This is a genomic window from Bradyrhizobium sp. NC92 (assembly GCF_025200865.1).
Lineage (GTDB): Bacteria > Pseudomonadota > Alphaproteobacteria > Rhizobiales > Xanthobacteraceae > Bradyrhizobium.
Map to the genome: position 1 here is coordinate 6,555,948 of NZ_CP104171.1, position 24,035 is coordinate 6,579,982.

The window sequence follows — 24,035 nt, forward strand, 5'->3', positions numbered from 1 at the left end:
TCATGGCGAAGCCCGATAAGTCAAAGCAGGTTGAGAAACCGAAGCCCATCCGGTTGGAGGAAGCGCGGCGCGTGATTGAGGAGTACGCCGCCGACTTGCGGGAGATTATCCGCAGGCTGCGGGGCAGCCTGCATTGAGGCCGCCTCAGTTGGCGCCTCTTTCATTCAGCATACGCTGACTTCCGCATCTGGCCCATCTGCGAAGTTGCGCCGCATCTGCCGGAGGTCCGCTCACCCTTCCTCAACGGACGTCCCGCGGTAGCATAGGGTGTTGGGCTCCGTCGCTTTTTGGCACTCTCAACGGATTGACTGCCAACCCGCTGAGGAACAGGCTATTTACGTCATGATCCGCCACCTGCCTTCAATGTTAACGCGAGAAGAACGTCTTAAGCGGAGCAAGGAAGCCGCGTTCGCGCTTCTGGACGCCGGTCGTATGCGTGAAGCGGTTTCGTCGATCATGACGGATATTCTCGATGGCCCAAGCAGCGCATTGCCTCATGAAGTCCATGCGTTCGGCATCTGTGCTGCCGCGGCTGGCGACACAAACGCGGTGCGAGAATACATCGAAGGCTTTATCTGATATCTCTCAGCTCTATGTCCGCCTTTGGCCCATCGCGTCGGTTGGCGCAGTGCGGCGGCAGGTCTGGAGCCGGGAGTAGAGCCGAAGTCATCGCCTCCGGTGCAGATCGGCCGTTGAGGTCAGCTGTGACTGCACTCGGGCGAGTTTACCGACGCTTTAGGGCGGATGGGCTGGCGATGCTGATCTTCCAGCAGCGCGGAAGCAAGCGCGAGCAAGCTCTGCTCCTCATAGCTCGCGCTCCATCGCTGGATGCTTGCGGTTCTTCACTTTGATCCAATAGCGACAGCGACCGCCCTCATAAGGACGATCCCGGCGCTTGGACACTAGTCCCTCAAGGCCCATGTTGCAGGCCGCCCGAAACAGATCATCAGGCCCAAACTCACCGCGTTCGAAGGGATTGACGAAGACACCTTCGGGACGCCGCGCCAACAGGCGCTCCAAGCTCGCCTTCCGCACCGATAAGGGGAGCATGCGCAGGTCGTCACCGCCTTCGGCGAGAATATCGAAGGCACAGAACTGCATTTCATGATCGTGCAGCGCGAGTGCAACGCGTTGAAATCCGAAACGCCATCGACGCCGAGCACGACCGCTTCGCCGTCCAGCACGAATTGCTTCTGCCGGACCTTCAGCGCAGCCTCGGCGATCCATGGATAGCGGCTGGTCCAATTATAACCGCCGCGCGTGATCAGGCGCACGCGGTCGCGGTCGCGCTCCAGGCGCAGGCGGTAGCCATCGTATTTCACTTCATGGAGCCAATCGGGGCCGTTCGGGACCGTAGTGCCCTTGGTCGGCAGGCAAAAGTCAAATGAACGCATGCGGGAAAAATAGGCATTCTCGGCCGTTTTGGCAGGTCGGCAGACCCGTAGATGGGCATCTACGGGAAAATTTGTAGCGTCGGAGCGGTAGTTACCCGGACTCCCCCTGCACACCGATACCTTTAAGTAGATAGCGCCGGGGCTGGCATTTCATCCCGAACAAGATTGTAACCGGCAAGGGGTCGCTGTGAGGCGGCCCCTTTCGGTTTTGGGTGACTCGCGCAGATTGAGCTTTCAGCAGCCGCACTTACGGACCGCTCCGAACTCCGGCAATTTCGCACTGCACAATTAGTTCCCGTGGTAAGGTCCTCCTTTGAGGCCACGGGCTCCGAGGGTGAGATGGCGATCTATTTGCATTTGCAAACCCACGGCATGGCACCGAAAGAGGTTGCCTGTATTACCAAAGCATACGAGCAAACGTTGCATGCCCTCTGCGTCAAGGATCGCGACGACCCGCTAACGGAAATGGTTGCGAAAACGATCATCAAAATCGCGCAGACCGGCATCAAGGACGCTTCGAAGATTTCCACTCTGGCAATCAAGGAACTCGAAAGACGCTAAGGTGTGCTTCGCGTCTCGTTGGAACCGAAACATTCTGGCGCATCCGTAGTTTGGTTTTTGGCTCGGGGCTTCGCATCTACGCGAGGCGCGCATGACCCATTTGCCGGCAGGCGACGCAGTTCTCACTGTCGCCATCATGGGCACCACTTTCCTAGTCGAAGTTGCTTTTTTCGCCTGGATCGGGCTGTTCTGAATGGTTGTCGCCCATACCATCCGAAACGCCGTTCGATCCGCTGCTTGCTCGAATTGCTCAGTTGCGGAGCGAGTCATGGACGACGAAGAGGACCAACACGACCTTCAAGATCAGATCATGCGCTACCGCATGATGGAGCGCGATGTCACCGATCCGCTCGCACTGGCCCTCATAAGACATCGTTGCAAAATTAGAGGCGACACTGCGAGTGCCCAGCGAGCAGCGCGGGTCGTCATCTCTGACGGCTACTTCTTAACCAGTATTCCCATCGTTCGCGCCATTCGCCTCACCGAGCCAGCGTGACGGCCCAATTCGGCGGCGATCTTCGATGCGGCAACTCCTTGCCGAGCCAACCTGATTAATCGTCGGACCTCCTGTTCGGCCCATTGCTTTGGCTTCGGTGTTTTCATGTGTGTGGCGCTCAACGGCGCCAGTTAACCAGTCAGCCCAGCGGTCAGCACTTGGGAAATTTACGGGTGGGTTCCTGCCGGTAACCGCCATGGGCCTGGCCCCCATCAACGCGCCGGGCTCTAGTGGTTTGGGGGTCGGATCGCGGCCGGACTGCGGGGGCGTGGTGGATACGCCCGTTGTTAGCAGTATAGCAGATGCCGGTCTTCGTTTACGTCACCGGCCGCTTTGACCCTGTTCCGACTATTCGGGAAGCACGCCGCGCAACCCACGCCGAACGAGCCGGACTCCACGTGACCATTCGCGTTGATCTACGCGGCGCGTTCCTTGTCTGACTGTTCCTCTACGGCGGCCGCGGTTTCTTCCAACCCTTTTTGTAATTGCCTGCGAACCTTTCAATACTATCGGCCCACATCCTCAGCATTGAGACCTGAAAGCGCATGATTGGGGTCAAGGCATTCATGCCGATTGCTGTCGCTGCGGCGATGCGTCTTTGTGGTTCGCGCGCGAACCGATCTGAGTTAGCGGATTTGTCTGCCATGCTGCTCGTTCCTTCTTCTAGTGTTACTTGCCTGAAGCTAAGTGTCGGGTTGTGCACTGCGTGACTCTAAACGCTCGGCCAAAATTTTATCTACCGCGAGTCTCGCAGATCGGTCGTCGTGCAATTCGTCGAGTTTTTTCAAGTAAGCGACCGCCGCTATTTGCAAGAGATCGAAATCAGTTCACCGACCTGGAGCTGACCAGATTTGCTCAACCTGAGTTCTTCCAATTTGACCCGAAGCGGACCTGATGCTTTCAGTTTCCGAGGCCACTCGAGCAGCCATCCGAGGCAATAGTTGTAGATCAGCGTCCTTTGATCCCTACTTCGCGCGGAGCCTCTGCAGCCGCTTCTCGGCAAGTTCGTCGCCTGGATGTAGTGTTAAGACGGTCTCGTAGTCGCGATACGCACGATCAAGCTCACCTGCCCGTTCGTAAGCTAGGCCTCGGTACCTGAGGGCTGTAGTCGAATTGGGGTCGAGTTCGACAGCTTTATCCAAGCTTTCGATCGCGGCCTTCTCATTCTTCAATTTGACATGAGCAGCTCCGACGCCCACGCGAAGTTGAAAGGTATCGCTTAGCGTGAGATGTCCGAGTGCCAACGCCTTGTCGTAATCTTCCAGCGCGGTTTGCGGTCGGCCCGAACGATTGTAGGCCTCGGCTCTACCAAGCATGAATAGACCTGATGTCGGCTCAAGCTTTATCGCTTCGTCAAACCGTTGGATCGCTTCGTCGAATTTGCCCTGCTCCATAAGCGCCAGTCCCTGACCGTTGGGGAAAGCCCCGTTATCCGGGAACAGCTTTGCCGCGGCGGTGTAGTCGGCCAGCGCAAGCTCGAAGTGACCTCGGTGGTGATAGAAGAAGCCGCGGTTCCGATAAGCGCGCGGGTCGGCAGAGCCGACCATTTCGACGGCCGCGGTAAGGTCGGCTTCGGCTTGATCCCATCTTTTCGCCAGCTGAGCGGTTACACCCCTCATCCGCAGCAGCTCCGCCCGGTCCTTGAGACTGAATTGCTGTTCGAGCCCTTTGGAGTAGATTTGAATGGCTCGGTCAAAGTCCAGCTTGCTTACGGCAACGGCAGCAGCCGTCTGGTAAGTCTCGGCGTCAGACGCAATTGCCGCAGAACAGAAGGGCCAGAGCACGGACAGGAAAGCAATCCCGCGCAGGACCCGCCTTAACTCTAAGCCCACTTTCATTTGCTTTTCCGGGCTGAAAAACGCTTTTGCCGATGGTAACTCAATCGGCAGCAAGGCCCATGGAACACTGCAACGTTAACGCTTGTTTTGGTTAAACGATCGTCAAGCGAGTAGAGGCTATTCGCCGTTGCGAAGCCAGATTAGCGAGGCCTTCGCATGCATTTGTTGGCCCGAAGGCGAAGATCGCGATAGCGTGCGGCAAGACGGTAGTTGAGGCCAGACCGGACGTGGCGGCGATGCGACCAACTCGACGTGAATGACCCGAAGCGGACGCTGGCCGGCGCCCTTCATCCAGGTTGATCTCGCGCGTTGCAGCCTAAGAAGTCAATCTCGGTCTCTTGCTGGACGGCGCTGCCGAAAGTGAGCCCGAGTGTATTCGAACGCCAAGTAGGCGATGAACACCACTATGATCCAGAACCACAAGTCCTGCGCTCTGGCCCTCAGGCCAGCAGCCGTCGCGTAGATCAATAGCCAAAATGCGCCCCACGCATCTATGTCTAGTAGAAGAATGGGCATGGTGTCGGTCTCTTTGTTCTCGATCCTTAGACCATAGGCCACATTTTTTATGCACGAGCCTCTCTCAGAAGCGTCGCGAAGCTCGCTGTGTCAGTTGGACTGTTCGCGGCGCACGGCAACAAACCAGTAAGTGCAGCCAGCAACGAAGCCGGCGAACACGTATGTCCACATCGTGGTGTCAGGCCACGGAGTAATCAGGCGTTGACCGAGCCAGCCGACGCCAGCACCGCTCACTGCGAATACAGCGATCGATCGGAGATGTAGGACGCTGGTTATCAAAACGACAGCAGCCGCTGGAGCAGCCGTTATCATCAGGATGAAGGTCAAATGTACAAATGCGACAAAAATACCCACTGCCAAGGTGGCGGGGGTAAGTCCACTGGGATGCCTAACTTGATTAATCAGTCCAGCGAGAAAAAGAGTCACTGCCGCGGCGAAACAACTCGCCAGCCACCCTTTCAAAGCCGACGCAAGACGTTGCTCGTTCATGGGTTTAAGTCAATCGAACCGAGCAAGGACGGGAACATGCTGTGCCTTTCCAGACAACGAGGCAAACCTATCGCGAGTGGCGCTGCAATCTATACTTGTCTTCGTGGATATGCTCGCTCTGACCATTCCTATGGTTGCCTCCGGGTTGACACTTCCAGAAGGTCCGGTTTTGGCCCAACCGGAAGTTAATAGAGCGCAACCAGGTGCTGCTTGGGGTATTGGTACCCGCAACGGTTTCTTTCCAAATCGGTTTCTAAACTACAAGCGGCGCCTTGGGGAACTTGCATGTCAGCACTCGCTGCAATTTTAGGTGTTTGGTTTGTCGTGTTCGGAGTTCTCGTGGCTCCCAGCCGTTGGGCAGGCACCTGGATCGCGGGACAAACCAAAAGCTCGATTATCGGATATCTTTTCTGCATCGTGTGCGCACAATTGATTGTTGTCTGTTCGGCCGTCATCCTCGTATTCGCGAATTTCTCGTTTCTTCCCCATTTCAACTCGGGCTCTTCGCAGATCGGGTTCGCCTATCTGATTGTCTTTGTGCCGGCCCTCTTTGCTCTAGTACTCGGGTTTCGTCGCGCAAGGTCGCGGGGCGTTGAACCGAAGCAAACTACCTTGCCGGTTCATGAAGCTCCGCAACAATCGAATGGCGCGCTGAGGTTGATAAGATCAACGCTCCCTGTCCCGATTTTGTACGCGCTCGTCGGCGTCACAGTATTTGGTCTCTTGGACGCGATAACAGGGCGGTTCTTTGGCCAATTTATTTCCGATCGTCCAGTAGCAGTCGTTCTGTCGGCGTTGGCAGGCGCAGCAATTGGTTATTTGCTTGGGTGGCATATAGTCAGGCACGAATGGGCTTCCGCCCAATACGACGCCTTACGAGATAAACGCGGCCCTCCGCAAGCGAGCGCAAAATGGTCCCTCCTCGCAGGGATGAGCGCGTAATCTCCAACGTCGCCTTTTTGGCCCGTGGCCGACCTCAGCCCTGAGCGCGGCGATGTCCGCTCCCGAGAGAGTACCTGACCAGGGCGTGCTTTCTTCCGAGGGTAGCCTTTGACCCACAGCGGACCTTGGTCAGCCTGTCCGGGTCTCCGCTGCCATAACTCAGGAGGGCCATCCGGATTGCTTAATGCGCATCTCAGTCGCCCACTCCGTCAGGCACTGCTCGGCATACCGCAGGCCTTTATTGACCCGCTCCAAGCGGTCCCATCCAGCATCGCTCTCGGGGCCTAACGCAATGGCTTCAACGATGTATTGCCCGGCCGTCAGGAGACCCTTGCTTACCTCGTCGAGAGCGGAGATGCAGTCACGTTGCCGAGTTTGAGCTTCCTCGGAGCCGGGCTTCACCTTCTTTGCGATGGCCAGTTGAGCCGCTGCTCGAAGGGTCAATCGGCCATGCAGGCTGCACAACTGTCGCATGTGCTCTGGCGCGCTGTGCAGGTCGAAGCGGTTGAATAGTTCCAATATCTGGGCATTCCAGGAGACGAGTTCAGCAAGCGCTTTCGCCACGGCACGGGCACCGGTCTCGGTTAGCGCGTAGGCGCTTGTTACGCCTGGTATGGACGCCGGGTCCGCCGTGATCGCTCTCGTCCAACCTGCATGCTCCATCTGCGACCACAGCGCATCGTTGGCGCTGCCTACTGACGTTATCATCGTGCCTCCGGGACAAGCCGCAGCGCCTTCATTGACGGACAGATCGCCCGCCGAAAGGGTCGCCAGCCAGAGGCGAAGCTGAAGGCCGTCAAATGCTGCGGAGCTGGGAGGGTTGCTCAAGTCGGCCCTATTGGTTGCCTAAACGGGGTAGCGCCATTTCAACGCGCGCCGCAAGAAAAGCAAAGCCACGATGATCACAAAGGCGGCGAACCAAAGGAAAGCTGGAACTGGCGATTGACCGTGAATGTGGGCGATGTACAGCACCAGCGCTAGAAGGATGGCAACCAGCGCGTTCGACACCCAGTACAACGGTGAGCGCAAAATTCCTGTTGCTGCGAGTTCAGCAGTATGTTCGTGCGCTCGTGCTACGCGCCACCAACAATAGCCGAAGAACGCAAGGGCAATGATCCAATCCATCCCCAGGCTGTTCCCATATAATTTTGTAAATAGTGTTGTTCAAACGGCTCAAATTAGCTGCATCAGACCAGCTTGCACGCCAGACTTCGCCCATTGGCCCGGAGCGGTCTGTGAGGGCAGCGCAGAGCGCGTCTGCTCTGCCCCCGAAGTCAGACGTCGACTTGTTCTGCAATCGCGAGGGCGTCGTCGACCTCGATGCCGATATCGAACGGTGCTCTCGATCTTAGTATGTCCCAGAAGCAGCTGCACGGCTCGTAAGTTGCCGGTTCGGCGATAAATCAAGGTCGCCTTGGTCCGGCGAAGGGAATGCGTCCCGAACAGATGCGGGTCCAATCCGATGTCGGCGAGCCAGCGGGAGAGGAGGCGGGCATACTGGCGGGTCGTCATATGTCCACTCAGCCGCCGGCAACTGAATAGGTATTCTCCTGACTTCTTACCGGTAACCCGCAGGTAATCATCGATTGCCTGCCGGGTCGATTCCGTCAGTTCAAACTTGACTGGCCGGCCGGTCTTCTGCTGTCGGATGGTCGCGCGGTCGGCCGAATATCCACCCGGCGCGAGGTCATCAACTTTCAAGGAAACGACGTCGCAGCCGCGCAGCTTGCTATCAATGGCGACGTTGAACAGTGCTAGATCGCGCATTTGGCCTTCGACCTGGAGCTTGGTTCGGATTGACCAGACGTGCTTCGGACGAAGCGGCGGCTTTGCGCCGACGATCTTCCCCTTGTTCCAAGGAAGGTGCTTCGAGACGGTGTGGACGGTGTTTGGGGTAACGGTCATGTTGACCTCCTCAGCTAGTGAGGCGGGTCATTGTCGGCCCGGAGCGCTTCCAATTCCACGTCCGCTTGCAGACGATTGGAGACGTACTTGGCTCCAATTATAGCTATGACAGGACCGACTTTGACCCTTAGCTGATATCGCAGGTCGGCAGATGTCCGCGTTGTAAGGTTGTGCCTACCTTGTCACGCGGAGGCTCGCTGAACGCTTGCCTTCGCAGGCAAGCCGAAGCGTGCAGGTTTTCCCCGTAGGCGAACCAAGCCGATAAGTTCATATGCCGCTTTCAGCGAACCAAAGTGGCGGACTACGGTCCCCCAGGACGGCAAGTCCCCATCCGCGTCAATCAGCCGTGCTGACACGCGACCCTTCTCTTTCGCAAGCCGCTTCAGCCCGGCGAGGATGTCATCCGAGCGATGCCATAGGCGGCTCCGCTGTCTTTCATGGCGCGGCCGGCGACCAATAATCTTCTTGCCTTCCTTCTTTCGCTGCAAGGCGGCCTTCATGATGCTGGAGGCCGTCCGAGGTGGCAGGTTCGCAAGGGCCCTCGCTTCGTCGAGCGAGCCGAACCGTTTGGCGTAGTAATAGGCGCTTGGGGTTACACCGTTCTGGTCGAGTAGATTGGCCGACATGTAGCCGTTCTGCTCCTCAAGCTGGCGCAGGGCTCCAAGTAGTTCTGGCTCGGTCCAGTGAACGCCATGGTAATAGTCGTCACACCCTCTCGCTTTGCGGCGCTTCCACATGAGCTGCTGGCGCTGGCTATGCGTTAGGGCCGGTAGGCCCGCTTGCCGCATGGCCTCTGGGATGGACCCGAAGTACCGTCGGATAAGGACACTCGAAGGCAGTTCGCTTGACCTGTCAATGAGCAGCGTAGAGATCTGCCCGTGCTCACTATGGAGTTTCCGCAGGCCCGCCAGAATATCCTTCTTGCTCCAATGGAGCGAGTTTATACCGAATGGCGACATAGGCGGCGGCGTATACCCTATTGCGTCATATGCGCCATGAAGCGACCCGAAGTAGCTCATGATGGTTTCGGGCGCCGGCACTTTCTTGCTTTCATTGATTGAGGAGTATGAAAGGTAGCCCTCCCTCGCGAGCAACGCTTTCAAAGACTTCATGATGGTGTTTCGGTTCCAATGCCGGTTCGCACGTTGTCGAAGCAGCTCCTGGGCCTTCCGAAAGACCTTAACAGGAATGATCGGGTCAAACGCCGAATAGCGCGTCCATGTTTGCTCAGGATTTTTGATGGCCGGTCCCTGCAAAGTCTGGGTCGTCAAGTTGTACGTCATCCGGCCGATGCAGAGCTCGTTTGACAGGACGTGCCGGATGGTGACCCGCTTCAAGGGACCATCATCGTAGCCCTTGATCCGCTCATTGGCGAAGCACCGGGCAATGTCGGCAATTGTCATCCGCTGACGCACGTACATGCGGAAGATGCGTTTGATCACCGCAAGCTCTTCCGGCGGTCCTGGAACGACGATGACTTTGTCTGTCGAAAGCGCCTTGCGTTCCCGGCGTTTAAGGACTTGTTTCGGATTGCGTCCAGCGTCAACAAGGAGGCGGCGGAAGCCATAGATCAGCGATCCGCCCTGGCGGAAACCTAGCTGCGCCTGCTGGCGCTTCGCGCGCGACATTCTCGCAGCCAGTTCGCGGCTGTATTCCCCCGCCATCACTCGCTTCAAATGCTTGACGATGGTGGTGATGGGGGCAACGTCTTCGCCGAAGGGCTCACCGCAGTAAACGACGCGCACTCCAGCCTGCCGGCAGAGGAATTCATAGTGGGCCGCCTGGTCCGGGTTCTGAAACCTTCCCCACCGACTCACATCGTAGACCAGGACGGCGTCGAATTTGCGCTGGGCCGCGAGGGCATCGCTCAGGAGCTGCTTGAGTGCGTCCCTTCCTTTCAGAGACAGGCCGCTTTTGCCGGCGTCGATGTACGTCGCAACGATTTGGTATGCGTTCTGCCGGGCGTACTCGGCGATGGCATTCGTCTGGTTCTCGGTTGAGTAGCGTTGGTTGTCGGACGACATCCGCAGATATTGCGCCGCGCGCGTCGTGGCGCCAGACCAAACCTTGCTAGTCGCGAGATCATACTGCATCGCCAGCCAGCTCGTTGGGCGAATCAGCCGCTGTCCGAGGCTAGGTAGGGGTCCGTCTTCCGTCCAGCTAAAACAGCAACAAAAGAACGCGCCGACTGCACGAATGGGTTAATTGGCTGAAGCGGCCGAATGAGGTTTTCAGCTTAATCCGAATTTGCGATTAGGGGCCTTCTGGGATGTCGCTCTTATGCGCCAACAACTGGCCCCCGTTGCGAATCGCGTCGGGCCTCAATGTCAGCTTCCTGGAGATGAGCCGATCATAGTCAAGCAGGATGGACAGCTTTTTGGCCCATCCGGTCAGTTTGGCCGATGCAGCGGTTTGTCTGGAGTTGGGAGCAAAGCCGACCTGAGGGTTGAGCGCCCGGACTTCTCAGTTTGACCCTTAGCTGAATAAGGCTGATCCGATTTGGATGTCTGCTGTTGGCAGTAGACCGGACGCAGGGACGCACTTCACCGGGCCGCGGCTTTTTTTGACCCTCAGCGAAATTCTTGTTCAGTAGGGGTTGTCGGAGGGCCGCCGTAACGGTCCCAATTGTCACGGTTCTCCCTGTCAGGCTTCACTCTTAGTCCTTGTCTAAACGAAAAACCGATAAGCCCGACAAGGACGAGTAGGCAGATGGTCGCGAGGATCCAGTCAGACATATTCCAGCCCCTCTGATAAGTCCGTCTCACAAGATTACTCTGAAAGAGCTGGACTTCGGCACCGAACGGAGCGTGCTTCGGTAGTTCATTCTCTCAACGGAGTCGACCGCCCATGGAAGCAGACATCATCGAACCCGCCATCAAGGCTTGCCTTGCGGAGATCCATGCCAAGCTGAAGGCGGCTGAACAGATCGCCAGGGCGGCACGGGCCTGTGCAGGAGTAGGTGGCGTGGCTGAAGCGATCCGGGTGTCTATGGATATCGAGCAGTTGATATACGAAGCCGGACGGCTTCATGATGCCGCTACGTTGCTAGCTCGAATGACGCACGATGTGAAAGATTGAGACCTCCACTCGCGCGAGGCAACAGCAAGGGTTTGACGAGACTCTCTAAGCGCGTACTTATCCAGCGTGCTCGGAATCAGCCTTGCTTTAGCCAGTGCTTCAGGAAACGCCGCTGCGCGGCCCGGGCTGGCCTCTCATAGCGCTCCAACCGAGCAAGACGCTTCGCGAGTTTCGGGCTCGGGCATTCCAACAACGCGGCAAGTAATTGGTGGCGGGCTTGCCGGATGCGACCCAGTCGCAGATTGGAACAGACAAGATCATCCACGGCAACTGAGCTCTGTTGCTGCTCAAATCCTGCCGTGGTCGTGCGGCCTAGTGTGTCGGAGCTGGCACCCTCCTCCATACTCGGACGCGAGAGCCCGTGTTGACGGGCATTGCGGCTCGACTTTGCCTTTCCGACCTCCGTCTTGGGCCCAGTGCTTCGCTTGGCGTTCTGACGGTTCGCTTCGATCTTCCGCTCTGAGGTCATTCACTGCGCTCTGACTTTCAGGCCCGCACGATTCCTCCATCCGGCACAGCATGCAACTGTCGCCGCCCTGTGCGGCGGATCAGAATGTCCGCGGAGTTGTCGCCACACAACTGCTCATCCCGCAGGCTCGTATGATTGGCTTCGATTTGACACTTTGTGAGAGCGAGGCATGCTGGGCGGGCGATCGCGGAAAATCCGGCGATAAGAGCAACAAGATTGCTGCAGAAAGGACTGGCATTCTCCTGCAATTGGAGCGTTACTGAGTCGGCCGGAGGCGCCATGGCGGCGCCGGTATCTCACCTCGCGGATGCGGGGCTTCAGGCAGTGCGGCGAGGACCGCCGCTGATCTTGAAGTGGGAGATACCGGTGCGTAGCGTACAGAGTGATGGCCAAATCGAGCCACAGCATTCAATCATCAGGTTCAATCCAAACGACCGCCGCCATTTCATCGGCGGCTCAGACGCCCGCATCATCATGGGGGATGACCAGGAGAGCCTGGTCCGGCTTTGGCGTGAAAAGCGGGGCGAAGTGGAGCCTGAAGATCTCTCTGACAATTTGATCGTTCAGCTCGGCACCGTGACGGAGGTCCTGAACCGAGCCTGGTATCAGCGGGCAAGCGGCCATACCGTCAAAGACATCCAGAAGCGTGTTCGGCACCCCATGCACAAATGGATGGCGGCGACGCTGGACGGGACTGTCGAACAGACCGGCGCGGTGTTCGAGGCCAAATTCATGCTGCCCTGGGCCTTCACAGAAGAAGCCGCCGCCGAGAAGCACATGGCTCAGCTGCAACACAACATGTGGGTTACCGCATCCCGAAGCGCCGTTCTATCGATCATCACCGGCGGCGGCAAATGGGTCGAGATCAGGATCCACGCCGACCCGCTCTATCAACATCTGCTGCTCACCGCCGAAAAGAAGTTCTGGCGCTGCGTTCAAAGCGGCGAGCCGCCCGTCCTCTTCAATATCGAAACACCCCGCCCGAGACTCGAGACGGTGAAGGTCGTCGATATGTCGACCTCCAACCAATGGGCTGAACTGGCGGCGACCTACCTGCGGACGCGAGAGGCCCACGGTGAGCACGAGACGGCCAAGGCGGATCTGAAAAAGCTCATGCCGGAGGATGCAAAGGAGGCGACCGGCCACGGTATCAAAGCCAAGCGTTCGAAGTCGGGCGCGATCAGCTTCGAGGCTCAACTGGCGGAAGGCTCCCATGCATCAGTCCAGTGAACGCATCGGGACCATCGCGGCCGCCCTTGCCCGGGCCCAGGCCGAACTGACGAATCCCGAGAAGGCCCTGACCGCCGTCATCCGGTCACACTTCCCGCGGGAGGAAAACCGGACCTTCCGCTACGCCTCTCTCGCGAGCGGGCTGGACATCGTCCGCAAGACGCTGAGCCAGCAGGAGATTGCTACCATCCAGACCACCCGGATCGAGCAGCCGACCGGTCAAATTCACCTCACCACCCTGCTCGCCCACGCTTCAGGGGAATGGATCTCTTCGGACCTTCCCGTTTGCTCATCCAAGGATGTCGAAGCGCCGCATCGGATGGGAGCGGCACTCACCTATGCTCGCCGCTATGCGCTGTTCGCTTTGGTGGGAATCGCCGGAGAGGACGATTTGGACGCGCCCGACGTCGTGACAGGGCCACCGGCTGCCACCGAGCCTCAGACCACGTCGGGGCCGAAGGAAAAGCCCCCGAAGGGCGTCCTGAACCGCCCTCCTGTGTTATCTCCTGAACGCTCCGCCGAACTCCTGGACCGGCTCCTAGGCGAGCTTGCTCTCCCGGAGGACAGCGAAGGGCTGCTCGCCTGGGCCAAGATCAGCCTTCCCTTGAAGAACACTCTCCTGGAGGCGGACGCCCGCGTTCTCGAGGCCGCCTACCAGAAGAGGTTCGAGGAAGCCGCCCTTCCCGACATCAATTTAGCAGAGCAACGGCCAATATCAGCGGTCGGACAGTCTCTAACTGAGGATTATCCTTTCGAGCCGACCAGCGACGTTCACGTACCTGCCAACTCCGGAGAGCAGGTCGGCCTCGCCTTCCCAAAAGAGCCGCCTCGGAAACGAAGCAAGGATCACCTCGCCTTCATCCGCAGCCAGGGATGTCTGGTCTGCCACAAGACCCCCGCTGACGCGCATCACCTGAAGTTTGCTCAACCGCGGACCCTGGGGCGGAAAGTCAGCGACGAGTTCACCGTGCCGCTTTGCCGATCCCATCACCAATCTCTGCACCGGCACGGAAACGAAAGAGCCTGGTGGACCAATCTGCAAATTTCACCGCTGCCGATCGCAAAAGAGCTTTGGGATGCCAGCCCCGTCCATCTGACCAACGGAGCAAACATCGATGCGCCGACGTCACGTTCGCAATCGGAGGTGCGAGGTCAATGAATGGGCCTGTCAGCCTGCCTCCACCGCAGCCGCCGATCGTCTTGCCGTCTGAGTTCGAGGCGCTGTGTCCTCCGCCTCAACTTCTGCCCGGAGAAAACATCGACCACTATCATGCGGTCCAGGCCGCAATCTTCCGCGACATCGATCCTCAGTCTGCCATCGAGTGGCTGCTGGCTATCGACATCGCAGAACTCTCCTGGGAGATGCAACGTTATCGGGTTCTGCGACATAGACTGCTGAGCACCTATCGCCACAAGGCGGTCGAGATGACGCTTCGTCGGATCGATGTGGCCGGCATTGCCCCAGACTTCCAGGATGTAGCCGAAATCTACACCATCCATAACGCCCTGGATTAGCAGCTAGACGCTTCTGCTGCGCTCGATATCGAAGCCCGTCTTGGATCGTACGGCTTCGATCAACACGCCATCAGTATGGAGGTCTACGTACAGGCGCGCGAGATCCTCTCGCTGTTTGAGTCACTCCTGAACGGAGCACAGCTTCGACGGCTATTGTTGCTCAAGGAGGTTCACAACCTTCGGCGCTCGAATATGGCAGATCTTGCCCATGGTGCTAGCCTTAGAGGTCAGCCAAGGGGCGCCAGGCTTCCTCGAAGAGGTCTCGCTGATGAAGCCTTGCATGGAGGCTAGCGTCATGTGGACGGCGGCCTTCCAAGGACGGGATGATGGAGCCGCAGCAGGCGACCTCCATGTCGATCGAGCGCGCGCCCCTTGCTCCACAATTGGGCAAAAAGTGCCTCAAAATTGTCATAGCGCTTCCACCGCATCGCAATATACTTCGTCTAGCAATCAGAAATGTCAGGCGAACTTTCGATGATCAGGCATGCGGTCCGCATGCTGGCCATAATGTATTGCGTTTGCGGCCAGCCCGCTTATTCAAGCTACGAATCTCAAGCGGTGACGCCGCCGCTGTCGTTCTCGCAATTCTGCATTCAATATCCCGAGGATTGCCAGCGCCACGACGATCGCAGGATCCGAGACTTCCGCTCCTCAATTCAACGCTGGCGAGAACTCGCCCAGATCAATTCAACGGTCAATTTCGGCATAACGCCGAAAGATCCGCCCGCAAGTCGGCGCGACGCGGAGTGGCAGATATTCCCCTACGAAGGCAATTGCGGCGACTACGCCGTCACCAAGCGCCATCTGCTGTTGCGTTCCGGCTGGCCCAGTTCGGCACTCCTTCTCGCAGAGGTCGTCATCCGAGCAACCGGAGAGCACCACCTCGTGCTGCTCGTGCGCGAGGGAAGAGCGGTTCTCGTGCTCGACAATCTAAGCCCGGTCGTCACGCCGCTGGTCGACGCGTTGGATCGGTTCACTATCGTGCGGGCGGAGTCGGGCACGGATCCACAACGGTGGACGCGGGAATTTGTAGTCTTCTAAGTAGCCTTCTGGCGACAACCGGCTCATGCCTGAAAAGCCGTCGTCAGATCCGATCCGCTTTTTTTTGCGCGGCTCGGACGCTTGGTAGTCCGGCCACGCCAAGGGCGGGACGGACACCACTGAAGCCCGCTACATCTCTGTTGGGAGATCGTTGGCCTTACCGCCTGAGCCAAACGCCGTTAATCTAAGCTTGATTTTCGCTCCGTTTCACCCTCCCTAACCAAGTCAATTTCGTGTAAGCACAAATTTCCATTTTGGGATTGATATGACAAAGAAACGAGCACTAATTACCGGCGTCACCGGCCAGGACGGCGCCTATTTGGCCGAACTTCTTCTGCAGAAGGGATACGAGGTCCACGGCATCAAGCGCCGAACCTCCCTCTTCAATACGGACCGCATTGATCATCTCTATCTCGATCCGCACGAGCCCGATCCGCCCTTCCGGCTTCACTACGGCGATCTCACGGATTCTTCGAGCCTGATTCGGATTGTTGGCCAAGTGCAGCCAGACGAAATCTACAATCTCGCGGCCCAGAGCCACGTTGCCGTTTCATTCGAGGAACCGGAATACACCGCGAATTCCGACGCTCTCGGCACTTTGCGCATCCTCGAGGCCATGCGCATTACCGGCTTGGAAAAAAAGGCGCGCTTCTATCAAGCGTCAACATCGGAGCTGTATGGTTTGGTCCAGGAGATCCCCCAAAGGGAGACCACGCCTTTCTATCCGCGCTCACCGTACGCGGTCGCCAAGCTGTATGCCTACTGGATCACGGTCAATTACCGCGAAGCCTATGGGATGTATGCGTGTAACGGCATCCTCTTCAACCACGAATCTCCCGTCCGCGGCGAGACCTTCGTGACCCGGAAGATCACGCGTGCCTTGGCGCGCATCCATTTGGGCCTGCAGGAGCGGCTTTATCTCGGCAATCTGGACGCCCTGCGCGATTGGGGACACGCGCGTGACTACGTCGAAATGCAATGGCTGATGCTGCAGCAGGACAAGCCGGAGGATTTTGTGATTGCTACGGGCGTGCAGCATTCGGTCCGAGATTTTGTCAATGTCGCTGCCAACGAAGTCGGCATGACGGTTCGCTGGGAAGGAAGCGGCGTCGAAGAAAAGGGATATGACGCCAAGACTGGCAAGTGTGTCGTCTCCGTCGACCCCCGCTATTTCCGCCCCACCGAGGTCGCAACTCTTCTTGGTGACCCGTCAAAGGCCAAGCAGAAACTCGGCTGGGAGCCCAAGACGTCGTTCGAAAGCCTGGTTCGAGAGATGATGAAGGAAGATCTCGAAGCCGCAAAGCGCGACGAACTCATCAAGCAGCACGGGTTTAGATATTACCCGCGGCACGAGTAGTTCTCGTAGATCGGCCAGCAAGGCGACCGAACAAGCGAATGAGCGCCCATCGCGGCGCTCGTTTCTTTGGACGACATCACCACGTCCAACCGCGATCGAATGTCTCAGGGCGACCGAACGGCATCCTCCACCGGAAGCCCAATATCATTGGCAGGGCCCGTCGGGCCGACAGTCGTCTGCCCTTTCGCATTGCCCTGCCCTGTCATGGCCTCCGACCACCGGCGCACGATTGTGCGTCGATCCCAGCGATCAAGGGCTCGCCTTCTTCCTTCTTCGCCGTAATGCTCACGCAGGGCTGGCGCTTCACTAAGCTGGCAAATTGCTACCTCGAGAGCCGAAGAATCTCCTGGTGGAATCACGAGGCCTGCACCCGTGACTTCCGCCGCAAGACCGGTACCTTCTTCAGCCATCGCAATGACGGGCCGAGCGGATGCGAAGATTGCGCCGAGTTTCGAGGGCAACACCAGATCGGCGGCTTCGGCCTTCTGGGGAATCAGGTGGAAATCGGCCGTGGCCATCAACTGATTGAAGCTGTCATTGGGCTGAAGCCCGAGAAAATGGATATTGCGATGTCCGGCGGCGAGCTGTTCGAGCCTGCCTTTATGAGGTCCCTCGCCTGCGAGAATGAAGCGGATATGCGGATGGCTCTGTTCAAGCCCGATCGCTGCCTCGATCACGAGTTCAAGGCCTTGCTTGTTGGACATCGTTCCTGAGTAGAGTGCAACGAGGTCGTCCTCGCCCAGCTTCAGCTCCTGACGGTATTTGGTCATTCGAGACCCCGGGCAGATCGCGGTGGTGTCAATCCAGTTTCTCACCTCGGCGGTTTTGTCGGGCCTCAGACCCTTGATCATCAACCGCTCAATCATCGCTTGAGATATGGTTGAGATGTTATCGAACGATTTGAGGATCGCCGCTTCGACTCGAAGCATCCACTTTCGCAGAGAGGGATTGCGCAGCAGACCAAGATCGAACGCCGCGTCCACCTCGAAATCCTGCACGTGAAGCCATGATTTGGCTCCGACGCGACGAGCGACAAAGGAGACCAAGGCGGCGGACATCAACGATGGCGCGACAGCGATCATCACGTCGGGCCGCCAGGATAGCGCCTCAAAAAGAATCGGCGCCGCGCTCGTGAACGCGAATGAAGCGTGATGGACCAGCCGTCTAACGCCAGAGGGATGTCCGGGCACATAAATCGGCGTACGCGTCACTCGAACTCCGTCGATATCGCTCGGTCTGAAGTACGACGACTTGAATGCCGGAGGAATCTTCCAGGCGGGGTAATAAGGAGGCGCCGTAATCACTCTGACTTCATGACCTTCGGCTACCAGACTTTCGCAGAGCTCGGCGTTATATTTCGCCACGCCGATCAGATCGGGGGCATAATTGATGCCGACCAAGAGAACACGCATAAAGCCCCGCCCCAATTCAAACTTCAGAATAAAAAACTCTCAAGCACTCTAACTAGCCTACTCAGCGCGCTGCGCCGACTTCCAGATGACGCCCGTAACCTTCGAGATAATCTGCGTAGGCCGCCGCCAAGCCGGCCCGCAGGGCAACTTTCGGCTGCCAACCAAGCGCTCGGATTCTCGAGCTATCCAGCAACTTGCGTGGCGTTCCGTCAGGCTTGGACGTATCGAACGCGAGCTGGCCGCGGTAGCCCACGACCTCGGCTACTGTGGTCGCGAATTCGGCAATCGACAACTCGTCGCCACTGCCAACATTGATCGGCAGGTCACTCGAATAATTCTTCAAAAGGAAAATGCAGGCATCCGCAAAATCATCGACATTGAGGAACTCGCGGAGCGGCGTGCCGGTGCCCCACACCGAGACGCTGGGTGCATTGGCGAGCTTGGCTTCGTGGAAGCGCCGGATCAACGCGGCCGGAACGTGACTATGATCCGGATGATAATTGTCGCCGCGGCCATAGAGATTGGTCGGCATCACCGAGATGAAATCATCGCCATATTGCCGACGATACGCCTGGCACATCTTGAGGCCGGCAATCTTGGCGATTGCGTACCACTCGTTGGTGGGCTCAAGCGGCCCCGTTAGCAGTTCGCTTTCGGCCATCGGCTGCTTGGCGTGCTTTGGATAGATGCAGGACGAGCCGAGGAACAGCAGGCGCTGCACACCGACCATATGACTCGCGCGGATCACGCTCAATTCCAGCGCAAGATTGTCGCAGAGAAAGTCGACCGGGAAATTGTTGTTGGCTGCGATACCGCCGACCTTAGCCGCGGCGTGCACCACAACTTCGGGACGGTTGGCCTCGAGCCATCGCAGCGTGGGCTCTTCCTTCGTGAGGTCCAGCTCGCGCCGGTCGGCGGTTAGTATGGTGCAGTTCTCTGACGCAAGCCTACGGACGACAGCCGATCCCACCATGCCGCGGTGACCCGCGACAAACACACGTTTGCCCGAGAGATCGTAGATTGAAGCCCCTGTCATCGTATCCTCTATCAGCGTTCGGTTCGCCGGAGCATCGCTCCCGCGAGATCCGGCTACCGCCGCATTATGCAATTACGCTGCCGATGCAGCCCCGCCAGACAGGTAACACAATCTTCACCATGCGACAGCCTGTCCTGGCCGGACAAGATATTCATGGTGAACCTGCGCTGCGCGCACAAAAGATCAGCACACAATGAAACAAAAACGAGCAAGGCAGCCGCATCGGTCGTGCAGCTGCCTTGAAAGATCGTCGAAAACGGCAGCCGCCGCCGGTTAGCTCAACTTCAGTACGCCCGGCGCAAGACAGGACCGACAGGCGCGCAAACCCGGTCCATGTACCAGCCATAGGGCGTCTCGACCCGCACCAGCGGGCAACGGCGCCACGGCACATATCGATAGGGATAGGGCTGCGCCCAGAACGTCACAGGCGTCGCCTGGCTTTCACCCGTGAGCAGGGCCGGTGCGGGCATCTGCATTGCGGCACTCGCTCCGCTCGCCGCGCAGAAGGTAACAGTAACGGCCAAAAGGCCTGCTCGCATCAACGTCTTAAACATCCCAAATAGCTCCTCGCTCCTGGCGGATTTGATCCCCGACAGCGCTCGTCAGATCCCAGCCGACCGACGTCGCCGGTTCGCAAGGCCACTCCGCGACCAGCCCAAATAATGAACCGAACTTTACCAAGGCCACCGGCGCAAATGCAACTGATGCCGGGCCGTCGGAGGGCTTTTGGGATGATATGGCGCCCGAGTGTGGCTTCTTGGTCCTATTTTTCCTCGCTCCAGGCGCCCGGGGCAGCGAGGTCGGGTGAACGGCGGTACACATCCCGAAGGAACTGGTAGTTGACCGTCCGAGCCAGCGGCACATCTTCCTCGCCGAGCTTGGCAAAGAGGAGGATATCCCGAAGCGTCCGCCACCGGCTTTCGTCGTAGTCGCCGATACGGCCGCCCGTCGGCAGCACGAGGGGACGCTGCTGTTGTAGCTCAAATTTCAACCGCTCGGAATTAAGCTTGGCCGGGTCGGCGCCGGCGAGAACGGGCACGCTCCGTGCATAGTCCGAGTAGGCAAATTGCCACCCTCGGATGACGCCCTGAAGGACGTCGGCGATCACGGACGGCTGGTCATGGATGAGACCATTGCTCGCGAAATAGACGAGGCCTGGGACATGAATCCCGTAGTCCTGCGGCTTGATCACGTTCAGCTTCACGAAAGTCGGACTGGAGGGATCGGGCTGCTCATCGATGGCGGCAATGATTGCATCCACCTCTCCGGAACGGAGCGCATCGAAGCTGTCGCGGTCCGGGACCTTGGTAATTTGGCTGCGGGGCAGCCCGAGCTGTGCCATCATGGCATCAAAGACGACGTCTCCCTCACTCGCTCTGCGATACCCGACCCGCTTTCCGACCAGGTCAATCGGCCGCCGCAAGCCCGAGCTTTCGAGCGTGAAGATCGCGACGGAGGTATCGAGGAAGCTTGCCGCGAAGGCGGTGACGGGGACCCCGCGCCAGCTCGCCAGCAGGAACTTCTGGCCGCCCGTCACGCCGATGGCATGTTGGCGTGCAATCGTCTGGACGAAGTCGGGTTCGGGCTGCGCAGCCAACTCTACGCGGGAGGAGAAATACCCCTGCCTCGATGCAGCGAGCTCGCCGCCGAACCGCGCGCCAAATGGCCCATCCAGGAGGAGCTTGATTGCGACGGCCGTGGAGGTCGTCGGAGCTCGTACGGGGGCTGCATCGGGGCGAAGAAGGAGAAGCACGGTTCCGACCAAAGCCACAACAGCAAGGCCAATGGCGAGGTAGCGCTTCCCGCTCGGCCGGGTCCGCCGCCGGGACTGGGTTCGAGGCAACGAGATCTTCCTAACGAGTTGTGAAAATAACATATCAGTCGAGGCGAGATGGGCTACAATGCAGCTTGTGGGGTAAGGTTAATTTTTCCTTCGCCTTGTTTTAACAGCGATTTTGACCGATAGCACGGCGCGTTCGGGCAATGAATTTTGCGTCAATGGGTTTTGCAGGATGACAATTCTTTCCACAAGGCCGGTGCCCGTCACTGATTCTACGACGAAAATTGGCGTGGTCGAGGCAGCGCCGAATGCAGCCGGAGGGTATGCGCCGAGCTGGCTACGACCTGTGGTTATCGAACGGCTGATGGCCGTGGTCGATGCGGTGCTGATCGTGGCCAGCGGGATTGGCTGCGCGGCCGGCTATCACATCGTCACCGCGGGCACGCTTGGGAAAGCGGATGTCTATGCGGCGGCCAGCGTGCTGGTTGCGATCAATTTCGTCCTGCTGACGGTGGTGCAGCACGGCTACCGTCTGAAGAACATCACGAACTTAGCCCGCACGTTCCGGATGACGCTGACGACGTGGACCGGCCTGTTCGGGGCGCTGCTGGCGATCGCCTTCACGATGAAGGTCAGCGAGGGGTTCTCGCGCGGCACCATGATCTCATTCTATCTGATCGGCCTTGCCGTCCTGCTCACCTGGAAGATCGCGGCGGCGCGCTGGACCGCGCATGCCTTGCGCGCCGGCGCCTTCGCCAACGGCCGCGCGATCATGATCGCCGAGTTCGGTCTCGCCACCTCGTCCAACGCGGTAGACGACCTCGGCCAGCACGGCTACCGCCTGATGCGGGTGATGGAGATCCCGGCAAAGGAGCTCGCATCGCCGCTGCTGCTGTCTTCGCTGGCGCCGCGCTTCGAGGAGCTGATCGCCTTCGCGCGCGACAACCGCATCGAGCACGTCTTCCTGCTGATGAACTGGAGCCGGCAGCACGCGATCGACAGCATTCTGGACGCGCTGAAGATCCTCCCCATCCCCGTGCATCTGGTGCCGGACCCCAACGCCGCGCGGTTCCTGCGCTATCCATTGGTGAGCACCGGCAACACGTTCACCGCCGAGCTGCGCCGCGCGCCGCTGTCCTGGAAGGAGCGCGCGCTCAAGCGAACGCTCGACCTCGTCGGCGCGAGCCTTGCGCTGCTGGTGTTCGCGCCGGTAATGCTGGTGACCGCGATCCTGATCAAGCTGAGCTCGAAGGGCCCAGTGTTCTTCCGCCAGACCCGCCACGGCTTCGGCGGGCGCGCGTTCAAGATCTTCAAATTCCGCACCATGCGCGTGCTCGACGACGGCCCGACCATCGTGCAGGCGCAGAAGAACGACCCGCGCGTCACGGGAATCGGCAAGTGGCTGCGCAAGACCTCGATCGACGAGCTGCCGCAGCTCTTCAACGTGCTCAAGGGCGACATGTCGCTGGTCGGCCCCCGCCCGCACGCGGCCGCCCACAACACCGAATATGAGCAGATCATCGGCAACTACGCCTTCCGCCACCACGTAAAGCCCGGCATCACCGGCTGGGCCCAGGTTAATGGTTATCGCGGAGAAACCCGCACACTCGACCTGATGCAGAAGCGCGTGGAGCACGACTTGTGGTACATCAATAACTGGAGCTTGTGGTTGGACCTGACGATTCTCTTCAAGACAACCCTGGTAAGTTTCGGCCAGCGCACGGCCTACTGAAAAATTAAAGAGGAGCTCGTTACGACGGTTTGCCGTGAAAATCGGCCGACTGGCTTGCGCGCCATTGCAGCATGTGTAGCAGTTTGATCAAACAGGCCGATAAGGCGCGGGATTGGGTGGTTAATTGCGCCGCTCCGTTCTGGTACAGCTATGGAATTGATTGGAAGCAGGGCGGCTTCTACGACGCGCTCGATCTCGACAGCTTCACAAACAGCGCCAACCGAAAGCGCCTTCGGACCGCCACCCGTCAAATCTACGCATTCTCCGAAGCTAGCCGAATGGGATTCCATGAAGGCAAAGCCGCTGTCGAGCACGGCTTGGAATTCTTGTACAGCAAAGCCCGGAACGTCTCTGGCGGCTATCTCTCTCACTTTGACTTGAACTGCGACCCGTTATCTAAAGATCAAGACACATACGATCTGGCGTTTGTACTATTTAGCCTGGCTCACTCGTATCGTTTGCTAAGACAAGAGCGCGAACGCGAAGAAGGCCTCCACATCCTTCAATATCTCAACACTGAGTTCCGCCATCCGATTGCCGGGTTTCTAGAAGGGTCACCGCACCGCGGACCCCGGCGGCAAAATCCACACATGCACCTGCTCGAGGCGAGTCTGGCCTGGCTTCCCTTCGACGAGACAGGCGGCTTCCGGCGTCTGGCTGACGAACTGGTCTCCGTTTTTGAGCAACACTTCCTGTGTGAGAGATCCGGCGCGATTTGCGAATTCTTCGACGAATCGCTGCTGCGCCAGCCCGAGATACCGGAAGTCGTAGAGCCGGGTCATCTGCTCGAATGGATATGGCTTCTTACGCAGTACTTCCGGGCTGCAGGAAATTCTAAGCCTTATCTTGCCCAGATCTATAAATTCGCCCACGCCTTTGGAAAGAACTCTCAGACCGGACTGCTATTCGGAGAACTGGATATCCGGGGGAATCCGCTTGGATCAACGGTGAGGTTGTGGCCTCACACCGAGTGGGTCCGTGCAGAAGTGTCCGCTCTGGAGGCCGGATTGTGCAAGGACACGATGCAGTTCGAACAGGCTACGAATGCGCTGTGGCGCTTTTTGGACGCCGCCCCCGTTCCCGGTCTTTGGCTGGAGCGGCATGACAAGTCGCGCGACCAGTTTCTATTCGAACCTGCACCCGCCACCTCTCTCTATCACATCGTTGGGGCATTTTCTGCGCTAGCCGCAGCCAGGCAGCCCAGCGACCGGACTACCACGCCGTCCCTCAAAGAAATTTAGGCA

At 58.6% G+C, this 24,035-nt stretch carries 23 protein-coding genes and 2 pseudogenes; 13 read left to right on the plus strand and 12 right to left on the minus strand.

Annotated features, from left to right (window positions below):
• Positions 1-2: 2 nt before the first annotated feature.
• Together N2602_RS30810 and N2602_RS30815 are read left to right on the plus strand one after the other, a co-directional pair.
• Complete coding sequence (locus N2602_RS30810; RefSeq protein ID WP_260380407.1) at positions 3-137, plus strand: hypothetical protein; 135 nt, start codon at positions 3-5, stop codon at positions 135-137.
• 205 nt (positions 138-342) lie between these two features.
• A complete protein-coding gene (locus N2602_RS30815) occupies positions 343-579 on the plus strand; it encodes a hypothetical protein (protein ID WP_260380408.1) in 237 nt (78 codons plus the stop codon).
• A 225-nt stretch (positions 580-804) separates the two neighbouring features.
• Here the strand turns inward: N2602_RS30815 and N2602_RS30820 are convergent.
• A pseudogene (locus tag N2602_RS30820) lies at positions 805-1,394 on the minus strand (RNA ligase family protein).
• 339 nt (positions 1,395-1,733) lie between these two features.
• On the opposite strand from N2602_RS30820, the gene N2602_RS30825 reads away from it, so the two are divergent.
• Both N2602_RS30825 and N2602_RS30830 read left to right on the plus strand, forming a co-directional pair.
• Positions 1,734-1,955 (plus strand): hypothetical protein, encoded by a 222-nt coding sequence (locus N2602_RS30825; RefSeq protein WP_260380409.1) that lies wholly within the window; start codon positions 1,734-1,736, stop codon positions 1,953-1,955.
• A gap of 268 nt (positions 1,956-2,223) precedes the next feature.
• Complete coding sequence (locus N2602_RS30830; RefSeq protein WP_260380410.1) at positions 2,224-2,451, plus strand: hypothetical protein; 228 nt, start codon at positions 2,224-2,226, stop codon at positions 2,449-2,451.
• 448 nt (positions 2,452-2,899) lie between these two features.
• Here the strand turns inward: N2602_RS30830 and N2602_RS30835 are convergent, their stop codons facing one another.
• The 3 genes from N2602_RS30835 to N2602_RS30845 all read right to left on the minus strand — a co-directional run bounded on the left by N2602_RS30835 (position 2,900) and on the right by N2602_RS30845 (position 5,294).
• Positions 2,900-3,097, minus strand: a complete 198-nt coding sequence (locus N2602_RS30835; protein ID WP_260380411.1) for a hypothetical protein — start codon at positions 3,095-3,097, stop codon at positions 2,900-2,902.
• Positions 3,098-3,416: 319 nt separating this feature from the next.
• Entirely contained in the window at positions 3,417-4,343 is a 927-nt protein-coding gene (locus tag N2602_RS30840; RefSeq protein WP_260380412.1) for a tetratricopeptide repeat protein, read from the minus strand.
• A gap of 552 nt (positions 4,344-4,895) precedes the next feature.
• Positions 4,896-5,294, minus strand: a complete 399-nt coding sequence (locus N2602_RS30845; protein WP_260380413.1) for a hypothetical protein — start codon at positions 5,292-5,294, stop codon at positions 4,896-4,898.
• A 285-nt stretch (positions 5,295-5,579) separates the two neighbouring features.
• Between N2602_RS30845 and N2602_RS30850 the strand changes: the two genes are divergently transcribed.
• Positions 5,580-6,236: a hypothetical protein gene (locus tag N2602_RS30850; RefSeq protein ID WP_260380414.1), complete on the plus strand. Its 657-nt coding sequence runs from the start codon at positions 5,580-5,582 to the stop codon at positions 6,234-6,236.
• A gap of 159 nt (positions 6,237-6,395) precedes the next feature.
• On the opposite strand, the gene N2602_RS30855 is transcribed toward N2602_RS30850, so the two are convergent.
• The 4 genes and pseudogenes from N2602_RS30855 to N2602_RS30870 form a co-directional block, all read right to left on the minus strand.
• Positions 6,396-6,944, minus strand: a complete 549-nt coding sequence (locus tag N2602_RS30855) for a hypothetical protein (protein WP_260380415.1) — start codon at positions 6,942-6,944, stop codon at positions 6,396-6,398.
• Between the two features lie 138 nt (positions 6,945-7,082).
• Positions 7,083-7,361, minus strand: coding sequence for a hypothetical protein (locus tag N2602_RS30860; protein WP_260380416.1), 279 nt, complete (start codon positions 7,359-7,361; stop codon positions 7,083-7,085).
• A 149-nt stretch (positions 7,362-7,510) separates the two neighbouring features.
• Positions 7,511-8,141 (minus strand): annotated as a pseudogene (locus tag N2602_RS30865) (tyrosine-type recombinase/integrase).
• A gap of 182 nt (positions 8,142-8,323) precedes the next feature.
• Positions 8,324-10,234 (minus strand): recombinase family protein, encoded by a 1,911-nt coding sequence (locus N2602_RS30870; protein ID WP_260380417.1) that lies wholly within the window; start codon positions 10,232-10,234, stop codon positions 8,324-8,326.
• 754 nt (positions 10,235-10,988) lie between these two features.
• Between N2602_RS30870 and N2602_RS30875 the strand changes: the two genes are divergently transcribed.
• The 6 genes from N2602_RS30875 to gmd all read left to right on the plus strand — a co-directional run bounded on the left by N2602_RS30875 (position 10,989) and on the right by gmd (position 16,831).
• The gene (locus N2602_RS30875) at positions 10,989-11,219 is read left to right on the plus strand and encodes a hypothetical protein (protein ID WP_260380418.1); all 231 of its coding nucleotides are present in this window, start codon (positions 10,989-10,991) and stop codon (positions 11,217-11,219) included.
• 835 nt (positions 11,220-12,054) lie between these two features.
• On the plus strand, positions 12,055-12,918 hold the full coding sequence (locus N2602_RS30880; protein WP_260383736.1) for a YqaJ viral recombinase family protein: 864 nt from the start codon (positions 12,055-12,057) through the stop codon (positions 12,916-12,918).
• On the plus strand, positions 12,902-14,077 hold the full coding sequence (locus N2602_RS30885) for an ERF family protein (RefSeq protein ID WP_260380419.1): 1,176 nt from the start codon (positions 12,902-12,904) through the stop codon (positions 14,075-14,077). The genes N2602_RS30880 and N2602_RS30885 overlap by 17 nt, the downstream gene beginning before the upstream one ends.
• On the plus strand, positions 14,074-14,433 hold the full coding sequence (locus tag N2602_RS30890; RefSeq protein WP_260380420.1) for a hypothetical protein: 360 nt from the start codon (positions 14,074-14,076) through the stop codon (positions 14,431-14,433). Before N2602_RS30885 ends, N2602_RS30890 begins: the two co-directional genes overlap by 4 nt.
• A 474-nt stretch (positions 14,434-14,907) precedes the next feature.
• Positions 14,908-15,474 carry a transglutaminase-like cysteine peptidase gene (locus N2602_RS30895; RefSeq protein ID WP_260380421.1) on the plus strand — a complete coding sequence of 189 codons (567 nt, stop codon included), beginning with the start codon at positions 14,908-14,910 and terminating at the stop codon, positions 15,472-15,474.
• Between the two features lie 265 nt (positions 15,475-15,739).
• The gene (gene gmd / locus N2602_RS30900; RefSeq protein ID WP_260380422.1) at positions 15,740-16,831 is read left to right on the plus strand and encodes a GDP-mannose 4,6-dehydratase; all 1,092 of its coding nucleotides are present in this window, start codon (positions 15,740-15,742) and stop codon (positions 16,829-16,831) included.
• A 104-nt stretch (positions 16,832-16,935) separates the two neighbouring features.
• On the opposite strand, the gene N2602_RS30905 is transcribed toward gmd, so the two are convergent.
• The 4 genes from N2602_RS30905 to N2602_RS30920 all read right to left on the minus strand — a co-directional run bounded on the left by N2602_RS30905 (position 16,936) and on the right by N2602_RS30920 (position 21,032).
• A complete protein-coding gene (locus N2602_RS30905; protein ID WP_260380423.1) occupies positions 16,936-18,243 on the minus strand; it encodes a WcaI family glycosyltransferase in 1,308 nt (435 codons plus the stop codon).
• Between the two features lie 61 nt (positions 18,244-18,304).
• Positions 18,305-19,279, minus strand: coding sequence for a GDP-L-fucose synthase (locus N2602_RS30910; RefSeq protein ID WP_260383737.1), 975 nt, complete (start codon positions 19,277-19,279; stop codon positions 18,305-18,307).
• A 284-nt stretch (positions 19,280-19,563) separates the two neighbouring features.
• On the minus strand, positions 19,564-19,833 hold the full coding sequence (locus N2602_RS30915) for a hypothetical protein (RefSeq protein WP_260380424.1): 270 nt from the start codon (positions 19,831-19,833) through the stop codon (positions 19,564-19,566).
• A gap of 209 nt (positions 19,834-20,042) precedes the next feature.
• Positions 20,043-21,032 carry an ABC transporter substrate-binding protein gene (locus N2602_RS30920; protein WP_260380425.1) on the minus strand — a complete coding sequence of 330 codons (990 nt, stop codon included), beginning with the start codon at positions 21,030-21,032 and terminating at the stop codon, positions 20,043-20,045.
• 391 nt (positions 21,033-21,423) lie between these two features.
• Here N2602_RS30920 and N2602_RS30925 point away from each other — a divergent pair, with 391 nt between their 5' ends.
• Together N2602_RS30925 and N2602_RS30930 are read left to right on the plus strand one after the other, a co-directional pair.
• Positions 21,424-22,791: an undecaprenyl-phosphate glucose phosphotransferase gene (locus tag N2602_RS30925; RefSeq protein ID WP_260380426.1), complete on the plus strand. Its 1,368-nt coding sequence runs from the start codon at positions 21,424-21,426 to the stop codon at positions 22,789-22,791.
• 83 nt (positions 22,792-22,874) lie between these two features.
• Positions 22,875-24,032: an AGE family epimerase/isomerase gene (locus tag N2602_RS30930; RefSeq protein WP_260380427.1), complete on the plus strand. Its 1,158-nt coding sequence runs from the start codon at positions 22,875-22,877 to the stop codon at positions 24,030-24,032.
• Positions 24,033-24,035 lie beyond the last annotated feature (3 nt).

Excerpts from the sequence above, each read along its gene's own strand:
- N2602_RS30810 (WP_260380407.1), top strand. The coding sequence starts at position 3 with ATGGCGAAGCCCGATAAGTCAAAGCAGGTTGAGAAACCGAAGCCCATC.
- N2602_RS30815 (WP_260380408.1), top strand. The coding sequence starts at position 343 with ATGATCCGCCACCTGCCTTCAATGTTAACGCGAGAAGAACGTCTTAAG.
- N2602_RS30825 (WP_260380409.1), top strand. The coding sequence starts at position 1,734 with ATGGCGATCTATTTGCATTTGCAAACCCACGGCATGGCACCGAAAGAG.
- N2602_RS30830 (WP_260380410.1), top strand. The coding sequence starts at position 2,224 with ATGGACGACGAAGAGGACCAACACGACCTTCAAGATCAGATCATGCGC.
- N2602_RS30835 (WP_260380411.1), bottom strand. The coding sequence starts at position 3,097 with ATGGCAGACAAATCCGCTAACTCAGATCGGTTCGCGCGCGAACCACAA.
- N2602_RS30845 (WP_260380413.1), bottom strand. The coding sequence starts at position 5,294 with ATGAACGAGCAACGTCTTGCGTCGGCTTTGAAAGGGTGGCTGGCGAGT.
- N2602_RS30850 (WP_260380414.1), top strand. The coding sequence starts at position 5,580 with ATGTCAGCACTCGCTGCAATTTTAGGTGTTTGGTTTGTCGTGTTCGGA.
- N2602_RS30855 (WP_260380415.1), bottom strand. The coding sequence starts at position 6,944 with ATGATAACGTCAGTAGGCAGCGCCAACGATGCGCTGTGGTCGCAGATG.
- N2602_RS30860 (WP_260380416.1), bottom strand. The coding sequence starts at position 7,361 with ATGGATTGGATCATTGCCCTTGCGTTCTTCGGCTATTGTTGGTGGCGC.
- N2602_RS30870 (WP_260380417.1), bottom strand. The coding sequence starts at position 10,234 with ATGCAGTATGATCTCGCGACTAGCAAGGTTTGGTCTGGCGCCACGACG.
- N2602_RS30875 (WP_260380418.1), top strand. The coding sequence starts at position 10,989 with ATGGAAGCAGACATCATCGAACCCGCCATCAAGGCTTGCCTTGCGGAG.
- N2602_RS30885 (WP_260380419.1), top strand. The coding sequence starts at position 12,902 with ATGCATCAGTCCAGTGAACGCATCGGGACCATCGCGGCCGCCCTTGCC.
- N2602_RS30890 (WP_260380420.1), top strand. The coding sequence starts at position 14,074 with ATGAATGGGCCTGTCAGCCTGCCTCCACCGCAGCCGCCGATCGTCTTG.
- N2602_RS30895 (WP_260380421.1), top strand. The coding sequence starts at position 14,908 with ATGATCAGGCATGCGGTCCGCATGCTGGCCATAATGTATTGCGTTTGC.
- gmd (WP_260380422.1), top strand. The coding sequence starts at position 15,740 with ATGACAAAGAAACGAGCACTAATTACCGGCGTCACCGGCCAGGACGGC.
- N2602_RS30905 (WP_260380423.1), bottom strand. The coding sequence starts at position 18,243 with ATGCGTGTTCTCTTGGTCGGCATCAATTATGCCCCCGATCTGATCGGC.
- N2602_RS30910 (WP_260383737.1), bottom strand. The coding sequence starts at position 19,279 with ATGACAGGGGCTTCAATCTACGATCTCTCGGGCAAACGTGTGTTTGTC.
- N2602_RS30915 (WP_260380424.1), bottom strand. The coding sequence starts at position 19,833 with ATGTTTAAGACGTTGATGCGAGCAGGCCTTTTGGCCGTTACTGTTACC.
- N2602_RS30925 (WP_260380426.1), top strand. The coding sequence starts at position 21,424 with ATGGCCGTGGTCGATGCGGTGCTGATCGTGGCCAGCGGGATTGGCTGC.